This window comes from Actinomadura sp. NBRC 104425, assembly GCF_030269545.1.
GTDB lineage: Bacteria > Actinomycetota > Actinomycetes > Streptosporangiales > Streptosporangiaceae > Spirillospora > Spirillospora keratinilytica.
The window spans coordinates 62,711-86,648 of record NZ_BSTN01000008.1 but is presented as its reverse complement, the minus strand read 5'-3'; the positions used below and the strand labels follow the sequence as shown (position 1 = coordinate 86,648).

General features: G+C 73.4%; 25 protein-coding genes. 12 read left to right on the top strand and 13 right to left on the bottom strand.

Annotated features, from left to right (window positions below):
* Positions 1-72: 72 nt before the first annotated feature.
* The 3 genes from QSK22_RS14830 to QSK22_RS14820 are packed head-to-tail and all read right to left on the bottom strand — an operon-like array spanning position 73 to position 1,247.
* Positions 73-324 (bottom strand): DUF6343 family protein, encoded by a 252-nt coding sequence (locus QSK22_RS14830; RefSeq protein ID WP_285494730.1) that lies wholly within the window; start codon positions 322-324, stop codon positions 73-75.
* Positions 325-326: 2 nt separating this feature from the next.
* Complete coding sequence (locus QSK22_RS14825; protein ID WP_285494729.1) at positions 327-779, bottom strand: YbhB/YbcL family Raf kinase inhibitor-like protein; 453 nt, start codon at positions 777-779, stop codon at positions 327-329.
* 48 nt (positions 780-827) lie between these two features.
* Positions 828-1,247, bottom strand: a complete 420-nt coding sequence (locus QSK22_RS14820) for a hypothetical protein (protein WP_285494728.1) — start codon at positions 1,245-1,247, stop codon at positions 828-830.
* A gap of 178 nt (positions 1,248-1,425) precedes the next feature.
* Here QSK22_RS14820 and QSK22_RS14815 point away from each other — a divergent pair, with 178 nt between their 5' ends.
* From QSK22_RS14815 to QSK22_RS14780, 8 genes are all read left to right on the top strand, one after another.
* Complete coding sequence (locus QSK22_RS14815) at positions 1,426-2,037, top strand: helix-turn-helix domain-containing protein (protein ID WP_285494727.1); 612 nt, start codon at positions 1,426-1,428, stop codon at positions 2,035-2,037.
* 77 nt (positions 2,038-2,114) lie between these two features.
* Entirely contained in the window at positions 2,115-3,296 is a 1,182-nt protein-coding gene (locus QSK22_RS14810; RefSeq protein WP_285494726.1) for an NAD(P)/FAD-dependent oxidoreductase, read from the top strand.
* Positions 3,293-3,604, top strand: coding sequence for a (2Fe-2S)-binding protein (locus QSK22_RS14805; protein ID WP_285494725.1), 312 nt, complete (start codon positions 3,293-3,295; stop codon positions 3,602-3,604). Before QSK22_RS14810 ends, QSK22_RS14805 begins: the two co-directional genes overlap by 4 nt.
* The gene (locus QSK22_RS14800; protein WP_285494724.1) at positions 3,601-6,045 is read left to right on the top strand and encodes a dihydrodipicolinate synthase family protein; all 2,445 of its coding nucleotides are present in this window, start codon (positions 3,601-3,603) and stop codon (positions 6,043-6,045) included. Before QSK22_RS14805 ends, QSK22_RS14800 begins: the two co-directional genes overlap by 4 nt.
* Positions 6,042-7,043 (top strand): proline racemase family protein, encoded by a 1,002-nt coding sequence (locus tag QSK22_RS14795; protein ID WP_285494723.1) that lies wholly within the window; start codon positions 6,042-6,044, stop codon positions 7,041-7,043. The genes QSK22_RS14800 and QSK22_RS14795 overlap by 4 nt, the downstream gene beginning before the upstream one ends.
* 113 nt (positions 7,044-7,156) lie before the next feature.
* Positions 7,157-8,623, top strand: a complete 1,467-nt coding sequence (locus tag QSK22_RS14790) for an amino acid permease (RefSeq protein WP_285494722.1) — start codon at positions 7,157-7,159, stop codon at positions 8,621-8,623.
* Positions 8,624-8,636: 13 nt separating this feature from the next.
* Entirely contained in the window at positions 8,637-10,061 is a 1,425-nt protein-coding gene (locus tag QSK22_RS14785) for an aldehyde dehydrogenase (NADP(+)) (RefSeq protein WP_285494721.1), read from the top strand.
* Positions 10,062-10,284: 223 nt separating this feature from the next.
* A complete protein-coding gene (locus QSK22_RS14780) occupies positions 10,285-11,193 on the top strand; it encodes a TIGR03564 family F420-dependent LLM class oxidoreductase (RefSeq protein ID WP_285494720.1) in 909 nt (302 codons plus the stop codon).
* Positions 11,194-11,205: 12 nt separating this feature from the next.
* Here the strand turns inward: QSK22_RS14780 and QSK22_RS14775 are convergent, their stop codons facing one another.
* Positions 11,206-11,940 (bottom strand): ATP-binding protein, encoded by a 735-nt coding sequence (locus QSK22_RS14775; protein WP_285494719.1) that lies wholly within the window; start codon positions 11,938-11,940, stop codon positions 11,206-11,208.
* 238 nt (positions 11,941-12,178) lie between these two features.
* Here QSK22_RS14775 and QSK22_RS14770 point away from each other — a divergent pair, with 238 nt between their 5' ends.
* Both QSK22_RS14770 and QSK22_RS14765 read left to right on the top strand, forming a co-directional pair.
* The gene (locus QSK22_RS14770) at positions 12,179-13,672 is read left to right on the top strand and encodes a helix-turn-helix domain-containing protein (protein ID WP_285494718.1); all 1,494 of its coding nucleotides are present in this window, start codon (positions 12,179-12,181) and stop codon (positions 13,670-13,672) included.
* Positions 13,673-13,710: 38 nt separating this feature from the next.
* A complete protein-coding gene (locus tag QSK22_RS14765) occupies positions 13,711-14,760 on the top strand; it encodes a hypothetical protein (protein WP_285494717.1) in 1,050 nt (349 codons plus the stop codon).
* Here QSK22_RS14765 and QSK22_RS14760 read toward each other — a convergent pair.
* The 5 genes from QSK22_RS14760 to QSK22_RS14740 form a co-directional block, all read right to left on the bottom strand.
* On the bottom strand, positions 14,753-14,953 hold the full coding sequence (locus QSK22_RS14760; protein WP_285494716.1) for an EamA family transporter: 201 nt from the start codon (positions 14,951-14,953) through the stop codon (positions 14,753-14,755). The genes QSK22_RS14765 and QSK22_RS14760 overlap by 8 nt on opposite strands.
* A gap of 45 nt (positions 14,954-14,998) precedes the next feature.
* A complete protein-coding gene (locus QSK22_RS14755) occupies positions 14,999-15,643 on the bottom strand; it encodes a hypothetical protein (RefSeq protein ID WP_285494715.1) in 645 nt (214 codons plus the stop codon).
* 269 nt (positions 15,644-15,912) lie between these two features.
* The gene (locus tag QSK22_RS14750) at positions 15,913-16,338 is read right to left on the bottom strand and encodes a PPOX class F420-dependent oxidoreductase (RefSeq protein ID WP_285494714.1); all 426 of its coding nucleotides are present in this window, start codon (positions 16,336-16,338) and stop codon (positions 15,913-15,915) included.
* A 336-nt stretch (positions 16,339-16,674) separates the two neighbouring features.
* Positions 16,675-17,520, bottom strand: coding sequence for a transporter substrate-binding domain-containing protein (locus QSK22_RS14745; RefSeq protein WP_285494713.1), 846 nt, complete (start codon positions 17,518-17,520; stop codon positions 16,675-16,677).
* Positions 17,517-18,200 carry a COX15/CtaA family protein gene (locus QSK22_RS14740; RefSeq protein ID WP_285494712.1) on the bottom strand — a complete coding sequence of 228 codons (684 nt, stop codon included), beginning with the start codon at positions 18,198-18,200 and terminating at the stop codon, positions 17,517-17,519. Before QSK22_RS14740 ends, QSK22_RS14745 begins: the two co-directional genes overlap by 4 nt.
* 327 nt (positions 18,201-18,527) lie before the next feature.
* Between QSK22_RS14740 and pgi the strand changes: the two genes are divergently transcribed.
* Positions 18,528-20,174, top strand: a complete 1,647-nt coding sequence (gene pgi / locus QSK22_RS14735) for a glucose-6-phosphate isomerase (protein WP_285494711.1) — start codon at positions 18,528-18,530, stop codon at positions 20,172-20,174.
* A 98-nt stretch (positions 20,175-20,272) separates the two neighbouring features.
* Here pgi and QSK22_RS14730 read toward each other — a convergent pair whose 3' ends face one another.
* Entirely contained in the window at positions 20,273-20,524 is a 252-nt protein-coding gene (locus tag QSK22_RS14730) for an EF-hand domain-containing protein (protein ID WP_285494710.1), read from the bottom strand.
* Between the two features lie 243 nt (positions 20,525-20,767).
* On the opposite strand from QSK22_RS14730, the gene QSK22_RS14725 reads away from it, so the two are divergent.
* Positions 20,768-21,310, top strand: a complete 543-nt coding sequence (locus QSK22_RS14725; RefSeq protein WP_285494709.1) for a hypothetical protein — start codon at positions 20,768-20,770, stop codon at positions 21,308-21,310.
* Between the two features lie 16 nt (positions 21,311-21,326).
* On the opposite strand, the gene QSK22_RS14720 is transcribed toward QSK22_RS14725, so the two are convergent.
* The 3 genes from QSK22_RS14720 to QSK22_RS14710 form a co-directional block, all read right to left on the bottom strand.
* Complete coding sequence (locus QSK22_RS14720; RefSeq protein ID WP_285494708.1) at positions 21,327-22,268, bottom strand: AraC family transcriptional regulator; 942 nt, start codon at positions 22,266-22,268, stop codon at positions 21,327-21,329.
* An 86-nt stretch (positions 22,269-22,354) separates the two neighbouring features.
* On the bottom strand, positions 22,355-23,131 hold the full coding sequence (locus QSK22_RS14715; protein WP_285494707.1) for an amino acid ABC transporter ATP-binding protein: 777 nt from the start codon (positions 23,129-23,131) through the stop codon (positions 22,355-22,357).
* Positions 23,128-23,919, bottom strand: a complete 792-nt coding sequence (locus QSK22_RS14710; protein ID WP_285494706.1) for an amino acid ABC transporter permease — start codon at positions 23,917-23,919, stop codon at positions 23,128-23,130. Before QSK22_RS14710 ends, QSK22_RS14715 begins: the two co-directional genes overlap by 4 nt.
* Positions 23,920-23,938 lie beyond the last annotated feature (19 nt).

Below are 23,938 nucleotides of genomic sequence, written 5' to 3'. Positions count from 1 at the left end.
ACGCCGGGCCCGCGCCCGGCCGCCGCCACAGGCCGCCGCCACAGGCCGCCGCCACGGGTCTGCGCCGCGGGCTCAGCTGCGGGCGCGGCGGGCGATGGCCACCAGGTCGATCGCCGCGATCACCGCGACGGCCGCGCAGATCGCGGCGGCGACCCAGGGCCCGGCGCCGCGCGCGTGCGCCGCCGACAGCCCGAACAGCACCGCCGCGACCGTGCCCGCGACCAGCGCGGCGCCGGACAGGACGGCGCGCAGCCCGAGCGGGCTGCGCGCCGTCAGCGGCTCGTCCCCCCGCGGCTGCCGGTGGGGAGGCTGCGGACCGTCCATCGCTATCGCCCGTAGGTCCCCACCAGCGTGCCGGACGCGATGACCTTCTCCCCGACCGCCGCGGGGACGTCCTCGCCCGTGAACCCGTCCTTGAGCCCGGACGCCTCCGACAGCCCGTACAGCCGGAGGAAGTACCGGTGCGGCTCGTCGCCCACGGGCGGGTGCGGGCCGCCGTAGCCCTGGGAGCCGAAGTCGTTGCGTCCCACGGTCGCCTCGGTGGGGACGCCCCCGGCGTCGATGCCCTCGGTGCGGGGGTCGATGCCCGCCAGCAGCCAGTGGACGAACGTGCCGCCGGGCGCGTCCGGGTCCTCGCAGATCAGCACGAGCTCGGTCACGGCGTCGGGCACGTGCGACCACTCCAGGGGCGGTGAGACGTCGCCCTGGGCGTGCGAGTACTCCGCCGGGATCAGGGTGTGGTCGCTGAACGCGGGGCTGCGCAGTGTGATCTCGTCCATACCGGCCTCCTGCCCGTTCAGACCGCCCCGATTCCGGCGGATCGGCCATCATCGGCTGCGGCGCAGCCCGGTGTACTGCAGGGCGGCGAAGCCCGCCACCACCGCCGCCTGGAGCACCGCCCACACCGCCCCGGCCGCGTTCAGGTCCAGCCATCCGGTGATCACCGCGAGCACGCTGAGCACCGCCCACAGCACGTTCGTCTCGATCACGGCGGTGGCCGCGCCGCGCCGCACGCGGGCGGGCATGGAGACCGCCCACATCGCCAGCGCGTAGGCCACCAGGAAACCGCCGATCGCACGGGCGGGACCGGGGTGCAGGCCCAGCAGGTCCTCCAGCGGCCCGGCCAGCGCCAGGTAGGCCAGGCCGTTGACGCCGGAGGCCGCAGAGTCGAGCCGCAGCGCGGCCTTCAGCAGCCGCGGACCGTCGGCGAGGATCCCGGCGCCGGTGAGGGAACGTGTCGTGGTCATCGTGGCCTCCTGTGAGTCGTCGTCGAGGTCGTCGACGTCCCCGACGCTAGGAGCGGGCGGGGAGGCGTGACGATTACCCGGCGGGTAGCCGCCGGGTGGAGGGGGCCGTTCGTTAAAGCGAACGAGCGGTACCCTGGGGGCTGTTCCAGGGGCGACGAGTGGTGAGGTGAGGCGCGCGGTGGGCGGTGCTGGAGAGTCGGTGCGGGACGTGCTGGCGGCCAACCTCCGGCGCGCCCGGCTCGGCCGGGGGCTGTCGCTGTCGGAGCTGTCCCGCCGGTCGAAAATCGGCAAGGCCACGTTGTCGCAGCTGGAGGCCGGTGCGGGCAACCCGACCATCGAGACGGTGTTCAGCCTGTCGCGGGCGCTGCAGGTGCCCATCTCCGACCTGCTCGACCAGCAGCTGCCGTCCGGTCCGACCGTGGTGCGCGGCGCCGAGGTGGAGGTGCTGCGCGGGGCCGCCGTCGACCTGCGTCCGCTGCACGGCATCGAGGCCGACGGCGGCATGGTCGAGGTCTACGACCAGCAGGTCCGCCCCGGTGCGCGGCAGGACTCGCTCGGCCATGTCGGCATCGAGCACACCATCGTGCAGGCGGGGCGGCTCGGCGTTCGGGTCGGCGACCAGGAGGTCGAGCTCGGGCCGGGCGACTACGTCGGGTTCGACGCCGCGCGCCCGCACGGCTACGTCGCCCTCGACGGCCCCGTGCGCTCGGTGCTCCTCCTGCAGTACCGCTCCGACCAGCGGCTTCACCTCGCCGAGCCGCATGCGCCCGGGCTGGCCGGCAAAGACTGAAAACGGAGCGTTGACAGCGCCGGAACACCGGGCATAGCCTCGGCAACGTTCGATTTACCGAACGGCAGGGAGGGGCCATGGCCGGAACCCGGGTCGCGGTGCTGGGCGCCGGGATCGTCGGCGCGGCGTGCGCCCGCGAGCTGGCCCGCGCCGGGCTGGCGGTGACCGTGCTGGACCGCGGCGGCCCCGCGGCGGCGACCACCGCGCACGGCGAGGGCAACGTGCTCGTCTCCGACAAGGGCCCCGGCCCCGAGCTGGCCCTGGCGCGGCTGTCGCGCAAGCTGTGGCCGCGGATCCTGGAGGAGATCGCCGACCGCCGCCCCGAGACGGCGCGCGCCGCCGAGTGGGACCCCAAGGGCGGCATCGTCGTCGCCACCACCGGCGCGGGCGCCCGCGAGCTGGCGGACTTCGCCGCCGGGCAGCGCGGCGCGGGCGTCACCGCCGAGCCGCTCGACGCGGCCGCCCTGGCCGCCGCCGAACCGCACCTGACCCGCGACGTCGCCGCCGCCGTCCACTACCCGCAGGACGCCCAGGTGCAGCCCGCCGCCGCGGCCGCCGCCCTGCTCGCCGACGCCCTCGACGCGGGCGCCGCGCTGCGCACCGGCTGCGAGGTGCTCGGCCCCGTCACCCGCGGCGGCCGCCTCACCGGCGTGCGCACCTCCCGCGGCACGGTGGAGGCCGACGCGTTCGTCAACGCGGCGGGCCCCTGGTCGGGCGAGCTGGCCGCGCGGCTGGGCGCCCCGGTGGACGTGCGGCCCCGGCGCGGCGAGGTGCTGGTGACCACGCCGCTGCCGCCCACCGTCTTCCACAAGGTCTACGACGCCGACTACGTGGGCGCCGTCGGCAGCGGCGCCGAGGACCTGCAGGCGTCGGCGGTCGTGGAGGCCACCCGCGCCGGCACGGTGCTGCTGGGGTCGTCGCGGCGGCGCGTCGGGTTCGACGACCGGCTGCGCCCCGGGGTGCTGTCGGTGATCGCCGCCAAGGCGCTGCGGCTGTTCCCGTGCCTGGAGGGCGTGCCGGTGATGCGCGCCTACGGCGGCTTCCGCCCGTACGTGCCCGACCATCTGCCGGTCATCGGCCCGGACCCGCGGCTGCCCGGCCTGTGGCACGCCACCGGCCACGAGGGCGCGGGCATCGGGCTGGCGCCCGGCACCGCCCGGCTGCTGGCCGGGCTGCTGCTCGGCCAGGACCCGCCGCTCGACCCCGCCCCGTTCCGCGTCGACCGCCCGGCCGTGCTCGGCCAAGGAGGTGCCGCATGAGCCCCAGGCTCGTCCCGGCCGGGGACGACTCCGCCGGCCGCCGCCCCGACACGCCGCTGCGGATCACCGTGGACGGCGAGCCCGTCACCGGCGTCGCCGGACAGACCATCGCCGGCGTGCTGCTGGCCGCCGGGCGCCGCGCGTGGCGGCGCGGCCCGTCCGGCGCCCCACGCGGCGTGTTCTGCGGGATCGGCGTGTGCTTCGACTGCCTGCTGACGGTCAACGGCGAACGCGACGTGCGCGCCTGCCGCCGCCGCGCCCGCGACGGCGACGTGATCGAGACCCAGTCCCGGGAGGTGCGGCAGTGAGCGCGAGGACCCGCGCGAGGACCCGCGTCGTGGTGGTCGGCGCCGGGCCGGCCGGCCTGGCCGCCGCGACCGCCGCGCTGCGGGCGGGCGCGTCCGTCACGCTCCTCGACGCGGCCGAGCGTCCCGGCGGCCAGTACCACCGGATGCTCCCCGACGCCTACGCGGCGGCGCACCCCGAGCGGCTGCACCACGGCTGGCGGGCGTTCGACCGCGTGCGGCGGCACGTGCTGACCCATCCGCGCTGCGACTGGTGGCCCGAGAGCGCCGTGTGGTCGCTGGAACGGTCCGACCCGGGGGAGCGGCGCCCCCCGCGCGTGCACGTGCTGCGCGGGCCGGCCGACGGCGCCGGACGCGAACGCCGCGTCCTGGAACCGGACGCGCTCGTGCTGGCCCCGGGCGCGCACGACCGCGTGCTGCCGTTCCCCGGCTGGGACCTGCCGGGCGTGTACACCGCCGGCGCCGCGCAGGCCCTGGCCAAGGGCGAACGCCTCGTCGTCGGCGACCGGGTCGTGGTCGCCGGCTCCGGGCCGTTCCTGCTGCCGGTCGCCGCATCCCTGCTGGAGGCCGGATCCCAGGTCGCGCAGGTGCTGGAGGCCAACACCGCGGCGACCGTGCTGCGCGGCTGGGGCCGGCGTCCCTGGCAGCTCGCCGCCCAGGCGGGCAAGGCCGCCGAGCTCGCCGAGTACACCGCGCTGCTGACGCGCCGCCGCGTCCCCTACCGGTTCGGCCGCGCCGTCGTCGAGGCCCGCGGCGACGGCCGGGTGGAGGAGGTCGTCACCGCGCGGCTGCGCCCCGACTGGTCGGTCGTGCCCGGCACCGAACGCACCGTCCCCGTCGACGCGGTGTGCGTCTCGCACGGCTTCACCCCCCAGCTGGAGCTGCCCGTCGCGGCGGGCTGCGCGCTGCGGCGGCCCGACCCCGCGTCCCCGGCCGAGGCGTTCGTCGAGGTCGACGGCGACCAGCGCACCACCAGCCCCGGCGTGTTTGCGGCCGGCGAGATCACCGGCATCGCCGGGGCGCCCGCCGCCCGCACCGAGGGGCTCATCGCCGGATGGCTGGCCGGGGGAGGGGCGCCGGACGCCCCGGAACTGGCCCCGCTGCGGCGCCGCCGCGACCGCGACCGCCTCTTCGCCGCACGCCTCGCCGCCGCCCACCCGATCGGCGCCGCCTGGCCCGGCTGGCTGCGCCCCGACACCGTCGTGTGCCGCTGCGAGGAGACCACCTACGGCGCGCTGCGCCGCGCCGCCGGCGACCCCGCCGCGGCGTCCGCCCGCGCCCTCAAACTCGGCACCCGCGCCGGACTCGGTCCCTGCCAGGCCCGCATCTGCGGCCCCACGGTCGCGCAGCTGCTGGCCGGGACGCCCGCGGCGTCCCCGGCAGGGTCCTCGGCAGGGTCCGCGCCGGGGCTGCCCGCCGCGACCCCGCACCATAGGCCGCTCGCCCAGCCGATCCGGCTCGGCGAACTGGCCCGTCCACCGATCACCGATGCAGGAAGAGAGCACCGAATGAGCACCGGCACCAAGGCCGACGGCCTCGGCGGCGTGATCGTCGCGACCGCGCTGCCCTACCGGGAGGACGCGACCGCGCCCGCCGGGCTGGCGGTCGACTACGACCGGTACGCCGAGCACTGCCGCTGGCTGGTCGACAACGGCTGCCGCGGCGTCGGCCCCAACGGCTCCCTCGGCGAGTACTCCTCGCTCACCGACGACGAGCGCCGCCGCGTCGCCCGCACCGCCGTCGAGGCCGTCGGCGGCGACGGCGTGGTCGTCGTCGGCGTGCACGGCCCCGGCCACCACCAGGCCCGCCACTGGGCCGAACTCGCCGCCGAGGACGGCGCCGACGGCGTGCTGTGCCTGCCGCCCACCATGTACCGGGCCAACCGCGGCGAGGTCATCGCCCACTTCGAGGCCGTCGCCTCCGTCGGCCTGCCGGTCATGGTCTACAACAACCCCATCGACACCAAGGTCGACCTGACCCCCGACCTGCTCGCCGAGATCGCGCAGATCGACAACGTCGTCGCGGTCAAGGAGTTCTCCGGTGACGTGCGCCGGGTCCTGGAGATCCGCGAGAAGGCCCCCGGCCTGGAGGTCGTCGCGGGCGCCGACGACGTCACCCTGGAGGCCCTGCTCATGGGCGCGACCGGCTGGTTCGCCGGATTCCCCAACGTGTTCCCCGCCGAGTCCGCCGAGCTGTTCGCGCTCGCCGCGGCGGGCAGGCTGGAGGAGGCGCGGGCGCTGTACGAACCGCTCGTCGCGGCCTTCCGGTGGGACTCGCGCACCGAGTTCGTCCAGGCCATCAAGCTCGGCATGGACATGGTCGGCCGGTACGGCGGCCCCTGCCGCCCGCCGCGCGGGCCGCTGGTCGACGCGCACCGCGCCGCGGTCACCGCCGACATGCAGCGGGCGATCGCCGCGCTGCGGGAGAGGAAGGCCGGCGCATGAGGTCGGTGCGCAGCATCGCCGCCGTCGACTCGCACACCGAGGGCATGCCCACGCGCGTCGTCACCGGCGGCGTGGCGCCCGTCCCCGGCGACACCATGGCCGAACGCCGCCGGTACGCGATCGAGCACCTGGACGGGCTGCGCCGCTTCCTGATGGACGAGCCGCGCGGCCACGCGGCGATGAGCGGCGCGATCCTGCAGCCGCCCACCCGCCCGGACGCCGACTGGGGCGTGCTGTACATCGAGGTCAGCGGGTTCCTGCCGATGTGCGGCCACGGCACCATCGGGGTCGCGACGGTGCTGGTGGAGACCGGCATGGTCGAGGTGACCGAACCGGAGACGCTGGTGCGGCTCGACACCCCGGCCGGGCTGGTGGAGGCGCGCGTGGCGGTGCGCGACGGCGTCGCCGAGCAGGTCACCCTGCGCAACGTGCCGGCCTTCGCGGCCCGGCGCGACGCCGTCGTCGACGTGCCCGGCCTCGGCGAGGTGCGCTACGACATGGCCTACGGCGGCAACTTCTACGCCATCACCGAGCTGGCGCCGCTGGGCCTGCCGTTCGACCGCTCCCGCAAGGACGACATCCTGCGCGCCGGGCTGGCGATCATGGCGGCGATCAACGAGCAGGACCCGCCGCGCCACCCGGCCGACCCGCTGATCGGCGGTTGCAAGCACGTGCAGTTCCTGGCGCCCGGCTCTACCGCCCGGCATTCGCGCAACGCGATGGCGATCCACCCCGGCTGGTTCGACCGGTCGCCGTGCGGCACCGGCACCTGCGCGCGCATGGCGCAGCTGCACGCGCGCGGCGAGCTGCCGCTGCACACCGACTTCGTCAACGAGTCCTTCATCGGCACCCGGTTCACGGGCCGCCTGGTCGACACCGCCGAGGTCGGCGGCGTGCCCGCCGTCGTCCCCGAGTTCTCCGGCCGCGCCTGGATCACCGGCACCGCCACCTACATGCTCGACCCGGCCGACCCCTTCCCGCACGGCTTCGTCCTCTAGCCGCACGGCCCCGCCGGTTACCCGACGTGCCCCCGCGGCGCGCCCACCGCCGGAGATCTCCGGCGGATTCTCGATCACCCACCCCTTTTTTGTTCATGTCGGGAGGGACCGTCATGTCCCAATCAAGCCCAACGACCCGGTCCAGCGCCGCCCGCTCCGGGGCGGGGCCGTTCTCCCGGGCGGGCATGTTCCGCCTCAAGCCCGTCGACACCTCCGAGGAGGAGACCGCCGGCGGACTGCGCCGCACCATGGGCCTGTGGCAGCTGGTCGCGCTCAGCCTCGGCGGCCTGGTCGGCGCGGGCGTGTTCTCGCTGGCCGGCGTCGTCGCGCACGACGACGCCGGACCCGGCGTGATGATCTCGTTCCTGATCGCCATCGTGGCCAGCGGCGCCGCCGCGCTGTGCTACGCCGAGTTCGCCGGCCTGATCCCCAAGGCCGGCTCCGCCTACACCTACTCCTACGCCACGCTCGGCGAGCTGGTCGGCTGGGCCATCGGCTGGGACCTGCTGCTGGAGTACACCGCGATCGTCGCGGTGGTGGCCATCGCGATCTCCGGCTACCTGTCGTACCTGACCGACCGGATGGGGTTCGGCCTGCCGGACTGGGCCCTCGGCGCGCCCGGCACCGGCGCCGGGCACAAGGTGGACCTGTTCGCGGCGCTGCTGTGCCTGCTGCTGGCGTTCGTGCTGTCGCGCGGCACCAGGGAGTCGGCCCGGTTCGAGACGATCCTGGTCGCCGTCAAACTCGGTATCGTGGCCTTGGTGATCATCGCGGGCGCGTTCCACATCTCCGCCGGCAACTACACGCCGTTCCTGCCGTTCGGGCTCGGCGGCGCCGTCACCGGCGCGGCCACCGCGTTCTTCGCCGTCTACGGCTACGACGCGATGAGCGCCGCCGCCGAGGAGAGCGCCGAGGCCAAGCGGGTGCTGCCCAAGGCCATCATCGTCTCCCTGGGCATCGCCGCCGTGATCTACCTGCTGGTGTGCCTGGTGATGCTGGGCATGCAGGACTACCGCGACATCGACGTCAAGAGCCCGTTCTCCAGCGCGCTGGCGTCGGTGGGCCTGGCCTGGCTCGGCACGATCGTGGCGGTCGGCGCGGTGCTGGGCATCGCCACCTCCGCGCTGGCCAACATGCTGGCGGTCACCCGGGTGTGGTTCGCGATGAGCCGGGACGGGCTGCTGCCGTCCTGGTTCGCCCGCAACCATCCGCGCCGGCACGTCCCCACCCGCGTCATCTGGCTGGTCGGCGCCGGCTCGGCGGTCATCGCCGGGTTCCTGCCGATCCGGGAGGCGGCCGACCTGACCAACATCGGCATCCTCATGGCGTTCATCGTGGTCGCCGTCGCGGTGACGGTGCTGCGCCGCACCCGGCCCGACCTGCCCCGCTCGTTCCGCACCCCGTGGGTGCCGGTCGTGCCGCTGGTCGGCATCGGGTTCTCCATCTGGCTGATCGCCAACCTGGACTGGATCACCTGGGTGCGGTTCGCGGTGTGGATGGTGCTCGGCCTGGTCGTGTACGGCTGCTATGGGTACCGTCGTTCGGCCGAGCGGATCTCGAACGCGGAGCCGCGAGGCTGAGATTGGAGTGAGCATGAGCGTGTTGACGCCCGACCGAGCCGTGTCGGCGGCGGTGGCCGCTGCGGAGCCGTGGGCCGCCGCCTCGCCCAAGGAGCGGGCCGCGGCGCTGAACGCGGTCGCCGACGCCCTGGAGGCGGCGCGCGAGGAGCTGGTGCCGCTGGCCGACGAGGAGACCCACCTCGGCCCGGCCCGGCTGAACGGCGAGCTGACCCGCACCACCTTCCAGTTGCGGCTGTTCGCCGAGGTGGTGCTGGCCGGCGACTTCTACGACGTCCGCATCGACCGCCCCGACCCCGAATGGCCCCCCGGTCCGCGTCCCGACGTGCGCCGCTACCGCACGGCGCTGGGCCCGGTCCTGGTGTTCGCGGCCAGCAACTTCCCGTTCGCGTTCAGCGTCGCGGGCGGCGACACCGCCTCGGCGTGGGCGGCGGGCTGCCCGGTGGTCCTCAAGGCCCACCCGGGGCACCCGCGGCTGTCGCGCCGCACCGGCGAGATCGTCACGCGGGCGCTGGCGGACGCCGGGGCGCCCGACGGGGTGTTCGGGTTGATCGAGGGCGAGGCCGGGGGCGTCGAGGCGCTGCGGCACCCGGGGATCGCGGCGGCCGCGTTCACCGGCTCGCAGCGCGGCGGGCTGGCGCTGGCCCGCATCGCCGCCGAACGCGACGTGCCCATCCCGTTCTTCGGCGAGCTGGGCAGCGTCAACCCGGTCGTGGTGACGCCCGGGGCGGCAGCCGCCCGCGCCGAGGAGATCGCCAAGGGGTATGTCGGGTCGCTGACCATGGGAGCCGGGCAGTTCTGCACCAACCCCGGCATCATGTTCGTCCCGGCGGGCGGCGACCTGCTCGACCGCATCACCGCGCTGCTCGGCGAGGTCGCCGAGGCGCCGATGCTGAACGACCGGATCCTGAGCGGGTTCCTGGCGACGGCGCGCGAGCTGGGCGGGCGTCCCGGCGTACGGCGCCTGGTGTGGCCGTCCGACGAGGATTCGGCCGCGCCCCGGCTGATCGCGATGGACCTGGCCGCGTTCACCGCCGACCCGGGCGCCGCCGAGGAGTGCTTCGGCCCGCTCGGCCTGGTGGTCGTCTACGAGCGGCTGTCCGACGTCGCCGACGCCGTCGCCGCGCTGCCCGGCCAGCTCACCGCGACCCTGCACGGCGAGGACGGCGAGACGGGCGAGCTGGCCGCGCTGGCCCGGGTGCTGGCCGACCGCAGCGGCCGGGTGCTGTGGAACCAGTGGCCCACCGGCGTCGCCGTCACCCACGCCATGCAGCACGGCGGCCCGTTCCCCGCGACCACCGCGCCGTCGACCACGTCCGTCGGCACGGCCGCGATCGAACGGTTCCTGCGCCCGGTCGCCTACCAGCAGTGGCCGCAGGACCTCCTCCCGCCGCCCCTGCGCGACGACAACCCGTGGGGCGTCCCCCAGCGCATCAGCTGACTCCTGATCACCGAAGGGCCCTCCCGCTCCGCCGCGAGGGCCCTTTGCTTTTCCCGGGGCGCCGTCACCGTTCCGCGCTCGCGCGCAGGCCGTCGAGCGTCACGGGTGAGACGGCGTCGTCGCCGGGGGCGCCGGGACGACTTCTCCATGGACACCCCGGCCCGCGCTCGGCGAAATTAGTCTGGGCGGAGCCGGGATATCCGCTTCTCCTTATGGAGGTGCCATGCGCATCGGAACCTTCGTGCCCACCGACGGGACGGACCTGGACGGCGTCATCGGGCGGGTGCGCGCCGCCGCCGACGCCGGCCTGGACGCCGTCTACTTCGGCCAGGTGCTGTCCTGGGACGCGCTGACCGCGGCGGCGCTGGCCGGGCGCGAGGTCCCCGGCATCGGCGTCGGCGTCGCGGTCGTGCCGACCTACCCCCGGCACCCCCTCGCTCTGGCCGGGCAGGCGCTCAGCGCGCAGGCCGCGACGGGTAACCGGCTCGTCCTGGGCGTCGGGCCGGGCCATCCGTCCATGATGGAGGGCTGGTACGGCTACTCCTACGACCGGCCGGTCCGCCACGTCCGCGAGTACCTGACCGCCCTGCTCCCCCTGCTGCGCGGCGAGGACGTCGAGTACAAGGGGGAGACCCTGACGGCGGTGGGCCGCGTGGACGTGCCCGGCGCCGAGCCGCCCCCGGTGCTGCTGGCGGCGCTCGGCCCGCAGATGCTGCGGATCGCGGGACGGCACGCCGACGGCACGGTCACCACCTGGGCGAACCCCCAGGTGATCGCCGACCATGTGGCCCCGTCGATCGTCCGCGCCGCCGAGGAGGCGGGCCGCCCGGCCCCGCGCGTCGTCGCGACGTTCCTGGCGAGCGTGACCGCCGACCCGGACGGCCTGCGCCGCACCCTCGCCGGGCAGTTCGCCGGGGTCGCCGACATGCCCGCCTACAAGGCGCTCCTCGAACGGCAGGGCCTCGACGGCCCGGAGGAGACGGTCGTGCTGGGCGACGAAGCCGAGGTCGAACGCGCCTTCCGCGCCTACCGGGACGCGGGCGCCACCGAGCTGGTGGTCGCCGCCATGGGCACCGCCGAGGAGCAGGCCCGCACGATCGAACTGGCCGCCTCACTCCGCCGCACCCTGTGACCGCCCGCCGGGTCAGGCGCGCCCCGGAGAGCAGCGGATCTCCTCGTACCGGCGGACGGCGTGCTCGACCACCGCGGCCCGCTCCTCGCCCGCCCACACGCTCGACCGCGCGGCCTCGCGGATGAAGAACCGCCCGTCCCGGCACCACACGTCCAGGCCCCGGCACACCGACACGCACGCCATCTGCGGGCACGACGCCAGGATGGTGCCCTGCACGCCCCGCGCCCGCAGCCCGTCCCGGACGGTCCGCGCCATCTCCGCCTCGCCGCGCGGCACCGGCACGGGCAGGGCCACGACCGCCGGGCAGCGGAACCACACGACCTTGCCCGGCACGTGCCCGCCGAGCTGCCCCCGCGTCAGGTGCACGCCCCAGGCGCCCCGGGACAGCTCCCGCAGGATCGCCAACCCGCGCCCGTGCACCTGGAACGGGTCCGGCTGCACGGGACGCGCGGGCAGCGGCTTGCCCGGGACCGGATCGAACACCCCGCACACCACCCCCCGACCCGCCCGGAACGCCCACAGCTCCCACCCGCCCAGCGTGCCGGGTGGGAACTGCGCGTGCTCGTAGGCGTTGGTGGCCGCCTCGCTCACCATCGTCTGCGCGTCCCGGACGACCTCCAGCGGAATCCGCAGCCCGCCCAGCAGATCACCGAGCGCCGATCGAGCGAAACTTGCACACGTCCGGTCGCAGGGCAACCCCCACGCCACCACCTCTCCCGCCACCAGGTCGCGCACCGCCCGCCACATCGCCTCACCTCTTCACGTCGCCGAAACGGGGACGCTCAGTCAACAAGCGGCCACGCTCAGCGACACGAGAGGTCCCGGGATGCCTTTCTGCGTCCCGACCCCACCGCCCGACCTGCGATTACGTGAAGTCACCACCTCATTTCCACGGACCTCACCACCCCTTTTCACGATCCACGAATGCGATCTTGTGAAAAACCATGCTTAATAGAGATCGGACACGCGAAGGGAGGCAACCGAAATGCCCCATTCGGGAGCCAGTAAACGGCAGCGCGACGCCCTGCGGGAACGCATGCTCGCCGACGGCCGCACCCGCCGGGACATCGCCGAGGAGATGATGCGCCGCTGGGGATATCGCCCCCGCATCGCCTGGCGGCACGCCCACGGCTGGTCCCAGGACGCCGCCGCCGACCGGTACAACCGCCTGCACGACGAGCACGGCCGGGCCCCCATGTCCGGCACCCGCATCGGCGCCTACGAGCGCTGGCCGCACGGCGGCGAACGCCCCCGCCTGGAATACCTGCGCGCCCTGGCCGAGGTCTACGAAACCGATCTCACCCTTCTGGTGGACGAGGACGATCTTTCTCACCTCCCCAAGGCCCACCGCCTCACCCTCCTCGAATTGATCAAAGCCCGCTCCGCCGATCCGGGGGTGCAATCCGAGCAGAACCTCGCGTACGGTCAAAGCGGTGAATACGAAGACGACATTTCCGGACACGAGGTGGTGATCATGGTGGCCCACGAAGGAAGCGAGCACGCCGAGCAGGCGGAACGGCGCGACATCGGCGAGGCGACGCTCGAACAACTGCGCGCCGATGTCATCAGGCTCTCCCACGAGTACCTCACGGGCTCCCCCCTCCCGCTCCTGATGGAGATGCGCCGGGTCCGCAGGCGGATGTACGCCGCGCTCGACAAGCGCCTCTGGCCGCGCGACACCACCGAGCTCTACCTGCTCATCGGCGCACTCAACGGGCTCATGGCCAACGCTGCCGGCGATCTCGGCTACGAGCACGCGGCCGACGAACTTGTGCGCGCGGGCTGGGCGTACGCGATCGCCATCGACCACCGTCCGCTCATGGCCTTCCTACGGGGGGAGGCGTCCTCGACCGCCTATTGGCGAGGCAGGCCCCGGCAGGCCCGCGACCTCGCCGAGAACGCCCTCCGGTACCTCCCCGACGGGCACGGCGGAGCCCGGTTCCACCTGCTGTACGCGCAGGCGGCGGCCAAACTGGGCGACGTCTCCGGGGCCAAGCGGGCGATCGAGGCGGCCCGCGACGCGGCGGAGCGGCCGCACCGCGACGAGATCCACGACGACATCGGCGGCCAGTTCGCCTGCCCGCCCGCCAAGCAGGCCTACCTGGCAGGCAACGCCCTCGTGGCGCAGCGGGGCAACGAACGTGACACCATCGCCGAGCTGACCCGGGCGGCCGACCTCTTCGCCGCCGAGCCGGAGTCGGTACGCAGCTACGGCTGCGAGGCGATCAACCACGTCAATCTCGCCCTGGCGCAGGTGCGCGACGGCCAGCTCGACGCCGTGGACCTGAGCAAGGTCTTCGGCCTTCCCATCGCCAAGCGGATCGAGGCGCTCCCCAAGGCGCTGGCGCGCGTCCGCACGGAGCTGGCACACCCCCGCTACCAGGGCAGCGCGACTGCGGCCGAACTCGATGAGCGGATCGAGGTGTTCGGCCGCGAGTCGATCGTCGAGGACCTGCGCGACCTGCCCTCCGGAGGCTGATCGGGCAGCCGACGAGCCCTGTACACGAGGTGGTGACCATGGCGGCCCGTGAACCCGGCGCGCACGCGGAAGGGGCCGAACGGCGTGACATCGGCGAGGCCACCCTTGAGCAATTCCGCGCCGATGTCACGCGACTTGCCCGGGAGTTCCTGACCGGCCCTCCGCTCCCGCTTTTTCAGGAGATGCGCCGGGTGCGTACTCGGATGTACGCGGCGCTCGACAAGCAGCTGTGGCCGCGCGACCAAGCCGAGCTGTATCTCCTGCTCGGCGCGCTCCACGCCCTGATGGCGAACGCCGCGCAGGATCTCGGCTACGCGAACGCGGCCGAAGAGCTGCTGCGAGCCCGGTGGGTCTACGCACAGGGCATCGACCACCGCCCCCTCATGGGGTTCCTGCGCGGCGCCCTCTCATCGGTCGCCTACTGGGACGCCCGGCCCGGCCATGCCCGCGATCTGGCGTTCAACGGGGTGTCCTACCTTCCCCATGGCCCCGGCGCAGCTCACCTGCACCTGCTCAGCGCGCGTGCGGCCGCACGACTCGGAGACGTCGAGGCCGTGCGCCGCGGCGTGCAGGCCGGTCGCGCGGCGGCTGAACGCCCGCACACCGATGACCTTCACGACGAGATCGGCGGCGAGTTCGCCTGCTCGCCCGCCTACCAGGCGTCACTTGCGGACGCGGCCTTGGCGGAGGTGCCCGAGACCGAGCGGGCAGCCGTGCCGCTGCTCCAACGCGCCCTGAGCCTCTACGCTGACGCGCCCGCCGCCGAACGCTCCTACGGCACCGAGGCCATGACGCGCGTCAACCTCTCGCGGCTGCACATCCGCCTCGGCGACCTGGACGCCGTCGACTTGGACCGGTGTTCGCGCTACCGGCCGACAAGCGGATCGACGCGCTCCTCAACGTGCTTAAGAGCATCCATCACGAACTGGCGGCACCGCGCTACCGAGGCAACGCGACAGCGTCCGCGCTTCGCGACCGCATCGAGGCGTTCGGCCGCGAAACCATCGTCAACGACCTGCGCGAACTCCCTTCGGGAGGTTGAGCAGGTGCCGCGGCTCACACCCGGGCGGTGTGCGGGGGTCAGGTGAGGGCCAGGAGGCTTACTGCGGTGGCGGCGGTGCCCAGGCCGGCCAGCTGGCTGCGGGCGATCCGTTCGCGCAGCACCCCGCGGGCGAGCAGGACCGTTCCGGCCGGGTACAGGGCGACGATCACTGCGACGATCGACAGATTTCCGCTTCGGGCGGCGAGCAGGAACAGCAGGTTGGCGAGCGAGTCCAGCATCCCGGCGGCGGCCGACAGGGCGTAGGCGGGCTTCTCCAGACCGCGTCAGAGCCCGAATGCCCTGGCCACTCGGGCGTTGAGATCGGCTTCGGTGATCGAGGTGTCCACGTGGATGGTGCGCAGGCCGAGACGCTCGGCGTCCTTTCGGAGCCGCATCGTGAACAGGTGGTCGCGCTCGGCGATATTGCGCTCCGCCCTCGCCGGATCGCTGGTCTTCCAGACGAATCCCTCCCCGGGGACGGCGCGGCTCCGGAAGGCGGCCTGGCGGAAATCAGGAGTGGGGAGAAGCCACACGGCCTTTTCCGGACCGGCGAGGAGAGGTTCCACCAGGTGCGGCAGCAGCCGGAAGCCCTCGACGACGACGCAGGGTTCCCGCGGCATGTCCAGGAGGTCTTCGACGATCAGATGGAAACCCTCGCCCCGGAACCAGTGGAAGGTGTCGAGCATGACCTCGGGGGACCGGTTCACCCACCGCTCGTCCATGTCCATGGCCATGAATTCGTGCAGGAACGGGGCGTTCTCGGGGGTGGTCCGGGCGGCGTGGTCCCGCATCGCCTCGTCGGTTCCGTAGAGCCGCCAGCCGTGGCGGTCGGCCAGTCGGCGGGCGACCGTCGACTTTCCGGCGCCGCTTCCGCCGCCGATCCAGTAGACGTGCCGCAGCCGTGCCGCGAGCCCTGCGGAGTCGGCCATCTCGCCGCACCTCCTCCACGGTGGTCCGTCGTCGTGGGCTGTGCCCGCGGGGCCGACGTGGCCGGTGGGGGCCCGGCGCGTCGGCGCATGCGGGCGCTGGGACGTGTCCGCTGACGTCGCGGCCGTATGCACGCGGTGCACGGGGGCGGCGAGGCGGCCGGGCGAGGCCCGGCGGCGGCGCGCACGCGACCGCGGGCCGGTACGCCTTCGGGCGGTGAATCCGGCATCGCGGGCCGCCGCCGGGAACCTCAAGGGGTGCTGCGTCACCCTCAGCCGCTGACCTGGTCGCTGTCCCGGTGGGCGCCCCAGCCGTGCCAGCGGTCGATCTCGATCCAGGCGTTGAAGCGGGCCCGGTCCCGGACCGAGTACGGCTGGCCGAGGTAGTGCCGGGACAGCCGGTCGATGCCGGCCAGGCCCTCGTCCTCGCTGATGTCGACGACGCGGCCCATGACGGTGACGTGGGTGTACCAGTCGGACGCGTCCAGCACGGTCAACGAGACGCGCGGGTCGTTGCGCAGATGTTCGAGGCGCTTGCGGCCCTCGTCCATGTTGACCAGCACCCGCCCGTCGTCCTCCCACAGGTACCACGTCGCGGTGGACACCGGCTGCCCGTCGGGGCGCAGCGTGGTGATGACCGCCGGATTGGGCTTCTGCAACATGGTCACCGCGGATTCGGGCAGCGGCGGTTTCGACATGTTCCCCCCTGGTTCTTTCGAGTGCTCCACCTGCCTGGTTCCCATCCTGCTATAGCACCTTGGTGAAGACACGTGACGCCCTTCGCGCAGGACGGAACCGTCGAAGAGCTCGGCCCCCGACCGCTGTCGCCTCTCCTGGGCTCCTGGCCGTGGAGCGGCCTCGCCGCCGCCAGCGGACGCTTCGACACCGATATTCACCTCATCGGCCCTCCCAGAACTGGCCAACGCGTTCGCCCAACTCGCCGCCCGCTACGCCGAAGGCCGGCGCCGCAATCCGCTCCGCCCCCGGACTGAGGGTGTCGAGCGGGGCGGCCGTGGAGTGAGTCGACGGGGTGGTCAGCGGAGCTTGCAGGACAACGACTCCATGTCCGCGTCCGTGGGTTTGAACTCGCTCTCGTAGTTCCCGCTGTCGTCGCTTCCGGAGTACTCCTCGACCACCTTGGGGAATTGGTCCTGGAACCGTCTGACCCAGTCGTTCCGAAGAAACAGCTTGATCTTCTCGTTGAGCTTGCGGCACTCGTCGCGGTGTCCGCGCAAAATGGCGACGCCGTAGAACTGGAGCTGGCCGAACGTGCCCGGGAGCACCACGCGGTACTTTCCGGGGTGGGCCTGGACGTATCCATAGAGCACGAGGGTGTCGTTGAAAACGGCGTCCGTGCCCTTGGCCGCCAGCTGCTCCACGCAGTCCCTGGTGGTCGGCCTCTTGGTGTTCATGTCCGCCCCCGGGATGTCCACCAGCGACGCGGTGGTGGTGTCCTCGGTGCAGATGCTCTTGCCCCGTACCGAACCGCGGTCGGTGATCCGATGATCATCGGCGCGGACCAGCAGCGCCTGGTCGGTGACCATGTACGGACCGGCGAAATCGACCCCCTGCTCGTTGCGTTCCCTGGTGATCGAGAAGTTGGAGATCACCAGATTGACGGACCTGTTCTTGAGGATTGCGACACGGTTGCGAGAGGTGACGATCGTGGGGGCGGCGGGCACTTGCAGGCTGTCCGCGAGAAAGTGCATCAGGTCGATGTCGAAGCCGCTGAGGTTCGTCGACCCCGTCGAGAAGCCGGGCGCGTCGTTGGCCACGCCCACCGTCAGCCGCTCGAGGAAGGGCCTGTCGGGCGGCTGCTCCGTCTCGGGCCCGCACCCGGCGGTCAGCAGGAGGACGCCGAGCAGGGCCCGCCAGTTCATCGCCGCCCCCGGTTGGTGAGCTTCGCGCTGGAGACGTTCAGATCGACCTCGCAGTTCTTGTCCCGCTCGTTGAACACTTCGATCTCCATGTGGACTTTCGTCAGGCCCGGGACCAGACGTATCGAGGTGGGCCTGCCGTTCTTGACGTCGATGCGGTCGCCGCGGTTGCCCGCGTGCTCGAGCCGTGCCTTGAGCTTGGTTCTGGGGGCGCACAACCCCAGGGCGGGCCGGCTGTCCGTGACCACGAAGGTGACGGTGAGATGGCGGCGCCGCGCCGGAACCGAATCGAGTTCCAAAAATGCGACCTCGCCCGGGGAGATCTTCCTGTTGTTGCCCAGCTCTATGTCGGCCAGCACGTCGATGTCGCTGTGGGCGCTGTGATAGGACAAGGCGCCCCACACGACCGTGACGGCTGCGTCCATGGCCAGCACGCCCCCCAAGACCCACCGCCAATTCCGGTCCGACATTGTCGGGGGTGTGCGACGCGGCTGGTAGAGGGCCTGCCAGAGCGCGCCGACACCGCCGAGAACGGTCGCCACGATCGTCGCCACCTGGGCCAGGCCGCTGGTCTTGGTGATCGCGACGAGCACCAGCAGCACGAGTGTCCACGCGAGGGCGATCAGCATGCCGATCACAAGTCGGCGGGACCGGCCGGGCGCCCCGCCCGGTGAGTTGACCATGGCGACATTTTGGTCGGGGGAACGGTGATCGTCACGGCATCCCCCCTATCTTCCGGGGGAGATCTTCGACCGTTTCTTTTGATCACCAAAGACCGGATTCCCCGGGGTCGTCCCGCCGCCGGGTGACGGGGCGGTGACGGGCGGCCGTGACGACGGTGACCGCGATCGCCCCGGCGTGGGGAGATCGGCGGGGCTGGGGCGGGTAGGGGGAGAGCTTCGGTGAAGGGACGGACGGTCAACCTATGATCGCCATGTGTCGGGTGGGGGCCGGCGTCCGGGGGCGTGCCGACGCCCCGCCTGACGTTGCCGAGGAGATGAGTGGGAGCGATGGCTGATATCACCGAGACGGCCGAGTGGCGGGAGCTGGCCGAGCACCACACCGCGCTGGCCGGACGGCATCTGCGGGAGCTGTTCGCGGAGGATCCCGGGCGTGCGACCCGCATGAGGGTGACCGCGGGGGACCTTCACCTCGACTACTCCAAGCACCGCGCCACCGACGAGACGATCCGCCTGCTGGTGGCGCTCGCCGAACGCGCCGGGCTGCGCGAGCGCATCGAGGCGATGTTCACCGGCGAGCACATCAACGTCAGCGAGGACCGCGCCGTTTTGCACACCGCGCTGCGGCTGCCGCGCGACGCGCGCCTGACCGTGGACGGGCAGGACGTGGTGGCCGACGTGCACGCCGTCCTGGACCGCATGGCCGACTTCGCCGAACGGGTCCGCTCCGGCAAGTGGACGGGCTTCACCGGCAAGCCGATCGCGCACGTCGTCAACATCGGCATCGGCGGGTCCGACCTCGGCCCCGCCATGGCCTACGAGGCGCTGCGCGACTACGCCGACGCGGGCATCGCCTGCCGGTTCGTGTCCAACGTGGACCCGGCCGACGTCGCCGGGACGCTGGCCGGCCTCGACCCCGAGCGCACGCTGTTCGTGGTCAGCTCCAAGACGTTCGGCACGCTGGAGACGCTGACCAACGCGCGCGCCGCCCGCCGCTGGCTGGTGGAGCGGCTCGGCTCCGACGACGCGGTGTCGCGGCACTTCGTCGCCGTGTCCACCAACGCGCAGCGGGTCGCCGACTTCGGCATCGACACCGCCAACATGTTCGGGTTCTGGGACTGGGTCGGCGGCCGCTACTCGATGGACTCGGCGATCGGCCTGTCCCTGATGATCGCCGTGGGGCCGGAGCGGTTCCGCGAGATGCTCGCCGGGTTCCACGCCATCGACCAGCACTTGCGCACCGCCCCGTTCGAGGCGAACATGCCGGTGCTGATGGCGCTGCTCGGCGTGTGGTACACCGACTTCTTCGGCGCGCAGACCCGGGCCGTGCTGCCCTACAGCCAGCGGCTGGCGCGCTTCCCGGCGTACCTGCAGCAGCTCACCATGGAGTCCAACGGCAAGTCGGTGCGCGCCGACGGCGCCCCGGTCGTGGCGCAGACCGGCGAGATCTTCTGGGGGGAGCCGGGCACCAACGGGCAGCACGCCTTCTACCAGCTGCTGCACCAGGGCACCCGGCTGGTGCCGTCCGACTTCATCGGGTTCGCCGAGCCGTTCGAGGACGTTCCGGCGGGCGACGGCGTGGGCATGCACGACCTGCTGGTGGCCAACATGCTGGCGCAGACGTCCGCGCTGGCGTTCGGCAAGACCGCCGAGGAGATCGCCGCCGAGGGCACGCCCGCCGCGCTCGTGCCGCACAAGGTCATGCCGGGCAACCGGCCCACCAACACGATCCTGGCGCCCCGGCTCACCCCGTCCACGCTGGGGCAGCTCATCGCGCTTTACGAGCACATCGTGTTCGTCGAGGGGACGATCTGGGGGATCGACTCCTTCGACCAGTGGGGCGTGGAGCTGGGCAAGGTGATGGCGAACGAGCTGACGCCCGCGCTGACCTCGGCCGAGCCGCCGCAGGACGCGCCGGACGCGTCCACCGCCGAACTGGTGCGCCTGTACCGGAGCCTGCGCGGCCGGGCCGTCTGACCCCCGGCCTTGCGAAGCCGGGACGACCGGGACGACCGGGCCGACCGGGCCAGGGCGGCCGGGCCGCGCGGGTGTCCGCGCCGCCCGGCGCCCGCGGCTCAGCTCTGCGCCGACCTCCGCACGACCCAGCCTCGGGTTTCGAACAGGTCGCGGAACTCGGGGTAGGAGATGAAGCCGTCGCGGTTGGTGTCGGCCGTTTCGAACCTGTCCTGGACCTCGGCCCGCGTCCACGACAGCCCCAGGCTGTCCAGGCAGACGCCGAACTCCATCAGGTCGAGCCTGTCGTCACCGCCGAGGTCCCCCCGTGTGAACACGTCGTGCAGGTCTACCTCGGTCGGTTTGGCGGTCATCTCACTCCTCGTCGTCGGGTGCGAATGTGCCCCGCATGATCTCACAGCGGTGAGGCGGGATACGGGGTGAAACGCCGCCGGGCCGCCACCGGTTCCCGCCGCCGATGTGATACCGGTCAAGATCACGCCTTGATTCTTCCGGCGCCGCGAAAGGCCCATTTCCAAGGGCCGGCCCCCGGTGCCGGACAAAGGCGCCGTCCGACGAAAACCGCGCGTCGGGACAGATGCCTAGGATTGGGAGATATGCGGCGATCGAGCAGCACGGTGGTCGTGGTGGCGGGGGAGGAGGCCGGGCGCGTGGTGGCGGGCCTCGGCGGGCTGTCCAACGTGCGGGCCGTGACCCGCGGCGACCGCGACCCCGAGGAGTTCGCCGATCTGGTCCGGCGGGGCGAGACGACCTACGTCGTGCACGACGCCGACCCGCTGGCGGAGGTCGGCGACGCGTGGGTGGAGTTCTTCGACGGCGTCTCGGCGACCGGGCGGCTGGAGGTCGCCATCGAGGAGGCGCTGGGCGCGCTGCGCGCCGGCCGCGCGGAACTGCCCGACTACTACGTCGTCCTCGACCCCGAGGACATGCCCGCCACGCGCCGCCACTGGTGGCTCGGCGTGCTCGCCGGGGCCGCGCCCAGCCGCGTGGTGCCCGCGCCCGCGTCCGCCGCCCGGGTCGCCGACGCGCTCGGCCACCTGGCCGCCGGACGCTGGTGGCCCGAGGACGTGGCGGCCTGGCTGCGCGGCCTGCCCCGCGTCGTCCCCGACAGGGCGGGCCTGCCCGGCGGCACCGCCTAGCGATTGACGTCCGCCTCTATGGCCCCAGGTGATCGGCCGCGCGGGTGCGGAACTCCTGCGGGCTGACGCCGCGTTCGCGTTTGAACGCGGTGCTCAGCGCGAACGCGGTGCCGTAGCCGACGCGGCGGGCGATCGCCTCGACCGTCGCGTCGGTGTCGCGCAGCAGGTCGGCGGCGCGGGCGAGCCGCAGCCCGGTCAGGTACGCCATGAGCGGCTCGCCGACCAGTTGGGCGAACCGCCGCGCCAGCGCCGCCCGCGACACCCCGACCCGCGCGGCCAGCGCCGCCACCGTCCACGGGTGCGCGGGGTCGTCGTGCAGCATCCGCAGCGCGGGCCCCACCACCGGGTCGCCGTGCGCCCGGTACCAGCCCGGCGGCTCGCCGCCGGGACGGGCGAACCAGCCGCGCAGCACCGCGATGACCAGCAGGTCCAGCAACCGGTCCAGGACGACCTCCTGGCCGGGCGCGTCCCGGGCGATCTCCTCGCCGAGCAGCGGCACCAGCCGCCCGCCCTCCGGCCACACCAAAAGCGGCGGCAGCGCGGCCAGCAGCCGCCCGGCGATCTCGCCGCGCATCTGGTAGGTGCCGATCAGCATGCAGGTGGCGCCGTCGGCGCTGTTTCCCCACGTGCGCACGCCCAGCGCCATCGTCTGCCGCAGCGGCTCGCCGCGCAGGGTGGTGCACCGCCCGCCGGGGTGGATGACCACCTGCGGCGGGGTGGCGGGGTCGTCGGCCACGGTGTACGGGTCCGGGCCGCGGGCGATCACCACGTCGCCGGGCCCCGCCCGCAGGGGGCGCCCGCCGTCCGCGGTGACCCACGCCTCGCCCCGCACCATCGCCACCGCGCACAGCGGCGCCCGGTCCTCGATGCGGAGCGACCACGGCGGGTCCAGCATGGCCCGCAGCATGAAGGCCCCCCTGGCGCGGGGGCCGTCGAGCAGGTCGCAGATCGCGTCCACGCGGGCAAGCGTAGACGCGCCGCGGCCGCCGTCCGGCACGGCGCGAGGGCGTTCCCCGGCCCGCAGGGCGCGACCCGGGCCGGGGGTCACAGGACGTCGGACAGGAACCGGCGCAGCCGCGGGCTCCGCGGCGCGTCGAAGATCTGCTCGGGCGGCCCCGACTCGACGGCGACGCCGCGGTCCAGGAAGGCGACCGTGTCGGCCACCTCGCGGGCGAAGCCCATCTCGTGCGTGACGACCACCATGGTCATGCCCTGCCGGGACAGGTCGGACATGATGCCCAGCACGCCCTTGACCAGCTCGGGGTCGAGCGCGGAGGTCGCCTCGTCGAACAGCATCACGCGCGGCCGCATCGCCAGCGCGCGGGCGATGGCGACGCGCTGCTGCTGCCCGCCCGACAGGCTGCCCGGGCGCGCGCCGGCCTTGTCGGCCAGCCCGACCAGTTCGAGCTGGCGGCGGGCGGTCTCCTCGGCCTCGTCGGCGGACAGCTTCCTGATCCGGCGCAGCGGCAGCGTCAGGTTCCGCAGCACGCTCATGTGCGGGAACAGGTTGAACTGCTGGAACACCATGCCGATCTGCCGCCGCAGCGCGTCGGGGTCGCCGTCGAGCACGCTCACCCCGTCCAGCAGGATGTCGCCGCGGTCGGGTTCGAGCAGCCGGTTGATGGTCCGCAGGAACGTCGACTTGCCGGACCCGGACGGGCCGATCAGGCAGGCCGTTCCGCCCGGGGGCACGTCGAGGTCCACCCCGCGCAGCACCTTGGTGCGGCCGAAGGAGAGATGGATGTCGCGGGCGGTCAGCCCGGCCGGGGAGAACGCCGGCTCGCCTCCGGCGGCCGGCCCGGTGCGTTCCTCGTCGCTCATCTGGCCTCCTCGCCCCGCGCCGGCACCGGCGGCCCGCCGGTGAGCAGGAGCATGTCACCGTCGTCGGTGCCCGCGCCGTCCCGGCGGCGCCCGTGCCGCAGCCGCCGGTCGACGAGGTTCACCAGGTGGGTGAGCGGCACCGTGAGCGCCAGGTAGAACAGCCCGGCCAGCACGAGCGCGGACTGGTTGCCGCTGTTGGCGGCCGCGTCCTGCCCGATCCGGAACAGCTCGCGCTGCCCGGCCGCCAGGCCGAGGAAGTACACCAGGCTGGACTCCTTGATCAGCGCGATGAGCTGGTTGACCCACGCCGGCAGCACCCGCCGTACCCCCTGCGGGATGATCACCAGCGCCATCGCCGCGGCGTGCGAGAAGCCCAGCGCGCGGGCCGCCTCCAGCTGCCCGGCCTCAACGCTCTGGATGCCCGACCGGAAGATCTCGCCGATGTAGGCGGTGGCGATCAGCGAGAGCGCGAGGATGCCGAGCGGGTACGGGTTGGGCCCCCACAGCTCCATCGCCGGCTGCGACAGGCCCACCCCGATGAGCAGGATCGTCACCACGGCGGGCAGGCCGCGGAAGATGTCGGTGTAGACGCGCGCGGGCCAGCGCAGCCACCGCCTCCGCGCGATGCCCGCCATGGCCAGCAGGAGCCCGAGCACGGTCCCGATCAGCGCCGAGGTGATCGACAGGATCAGCGTGTTGGGCAGCCCCGTGGTGACCATGTCCCCCAGCGCCTCCCGCATGGAGGACCAGTCGAAGAAGCTGTCCCACAGCGTCGCCGGCACGTCCATGGTCAACGCCCTCCGCAGG

Coding starts and splice junctions, on each gene's coding strand:
- QSK22_RS14830 (WP_285494730.1), bottom strand. CDS start 324: ATGGACGGTCCGCAGCCTCCCCACCGGCAGCCGCGGGGGGACGAGCCG.
- QSK22_RS14825 (WP_285494729.1), bottom strand. CDS start 779: ATGGACGAGATCACACTGCGCAGCCCCGCGTTCAGCGACCACACCCTG.
- QSK22_RS14820 (WP_285494728.1), bottom strand. CDS start 1,247: ATGACCACGACACGTTCCCTCACCGGCGCCGGGATCCTCGCCGACGGT.
- QSK22_RS14810 (WP_285494726.1), top strand. CDS start 2,115: ATGGCCGGAACCCGGGTCGCGGTGCTGGGCGCCGGGATCGTCGGCGCG.
- QSK22_RS14805 (WP_285494725.1), top strand. CDS start 3,293: ATGAGCCCCAGGCTCGTCCCGGCCGGGGACGACTCCGCCGGCCGCCGC.
- QSK22_RS14795 (WP_285494723.1), top strand. CDS start 6,042: ATGAGGTCGGTGCGCAGCATCGCCGCCGTCGACTCGCACACCGAGGGC.
- QSK22_RS14790 (WP_285494722.1), top strand. CDS start 7,157: ATGTCCCAATCAAGCCCAACGACCCGGTCCAGCGCCGCCCGCTCCGGG.
- QSK22_RS14785 (WP_285494721.1), top strand. CDS start 8,637: ATGAGCGTGTTGACGCCCGACCGAGCCGTGTCGGCGGCGGTGGCCGCT.
- QSK22_RS14780 (WP_285494720.1), top strand. CDS start 10,285: ATGCGCATCGGAACCTTCGTGCCCACCGACGGGACGGACCTGGACGGC.
- QSK22_RS14775 (WP_285494719.1), bottom strand. CDS start 11,940: ATGTGGCGGGCGGTGCGCGACCTGGTGGCGGGAGAGGTGGTGGCGTGG.
- QSK22_RS14770 (WP_285494718.1), top strand. CDS start 12,179: ATGCCCCATTCGGGAGCCAGTAAACGGCAGCGCGACGCCCTGCGGGAA.
- QSK22_RS14765 (WP_285494717.1), top strand. CDS start 13,711: ATGGCGGCCCGTGAACCCGGCGCGCACGCGGAAGGGGCCGAACGGCGT.
- QSK22_RS14760 (WP_285494716.1), bottom strand. CDS start 14,953: ATGCTGGACTCGCTCGCCAACCTGCTGTTCCTGCTCGCCGCCCGAAGC.
- QSK22_RS14755 (WP_285494715.1), bottom strand. CDS start 15,643: ATGGCCGACTCCGCAGGGCTCGCGGCACGGCTGCGGCACGTCTACTGG.
- QSK22_RS14750 (WP_285494714.1), bottom strand. CDS start 16,338: ATGTCGAAACCGCCGCTGCCCGAATCCGCGGTGACCATGTTGCAGAAG.
- QSK22_RS14745 (WP_285494713.1), bottom strand. CDS start 17,520: ATGAACTGGCGGGCCCTGCTCGGCGTCCTCCTGCTGACCGCCGGGTGC.
- QSK22_RS14740 (WP_285494712.1), bottom strand. CDS start 18,200: ATGGTCAACTCACCGGGCGGGGCGCCCGGCCGGTCCCGCCGACTTGTG.
- pgi (WP_285494711.1), top strand. CDS start 18,528: ATGGCTGATATCACCGAGACGGCCGAGTGGCGGGAGCTGGCCGAGCAC.
- QSK22_RS14730 (WP_285494710.1), bottom strand. CDS start 20,524: ATGACCGCCAAACCGACCGAGGTAGACCTGCACGACGTGTTCACACGG.
- QSK22_RS14725 (WP_285494709.1), top strand. CDS start 20,768: ATGCGGCGATCGAGCAGCACGGTGGTCGTGGTGGCGGGGGAGGAGGCC.
- QSK22_RS14715 (WP_285494707.1), bottom strand. CDS start 23,131: ATGAGCGACGAGGAACGCACCGGGCCGGCCGCCGGAGGCGAGCCGGCG.
- QSK22_RS14710 (WP_285494706.1), bottom strand. CDS start 23,919: ATGGACGTGCCGGCGACGCTGTGGGACAGCTTCTTCGACTGGTCCTCC.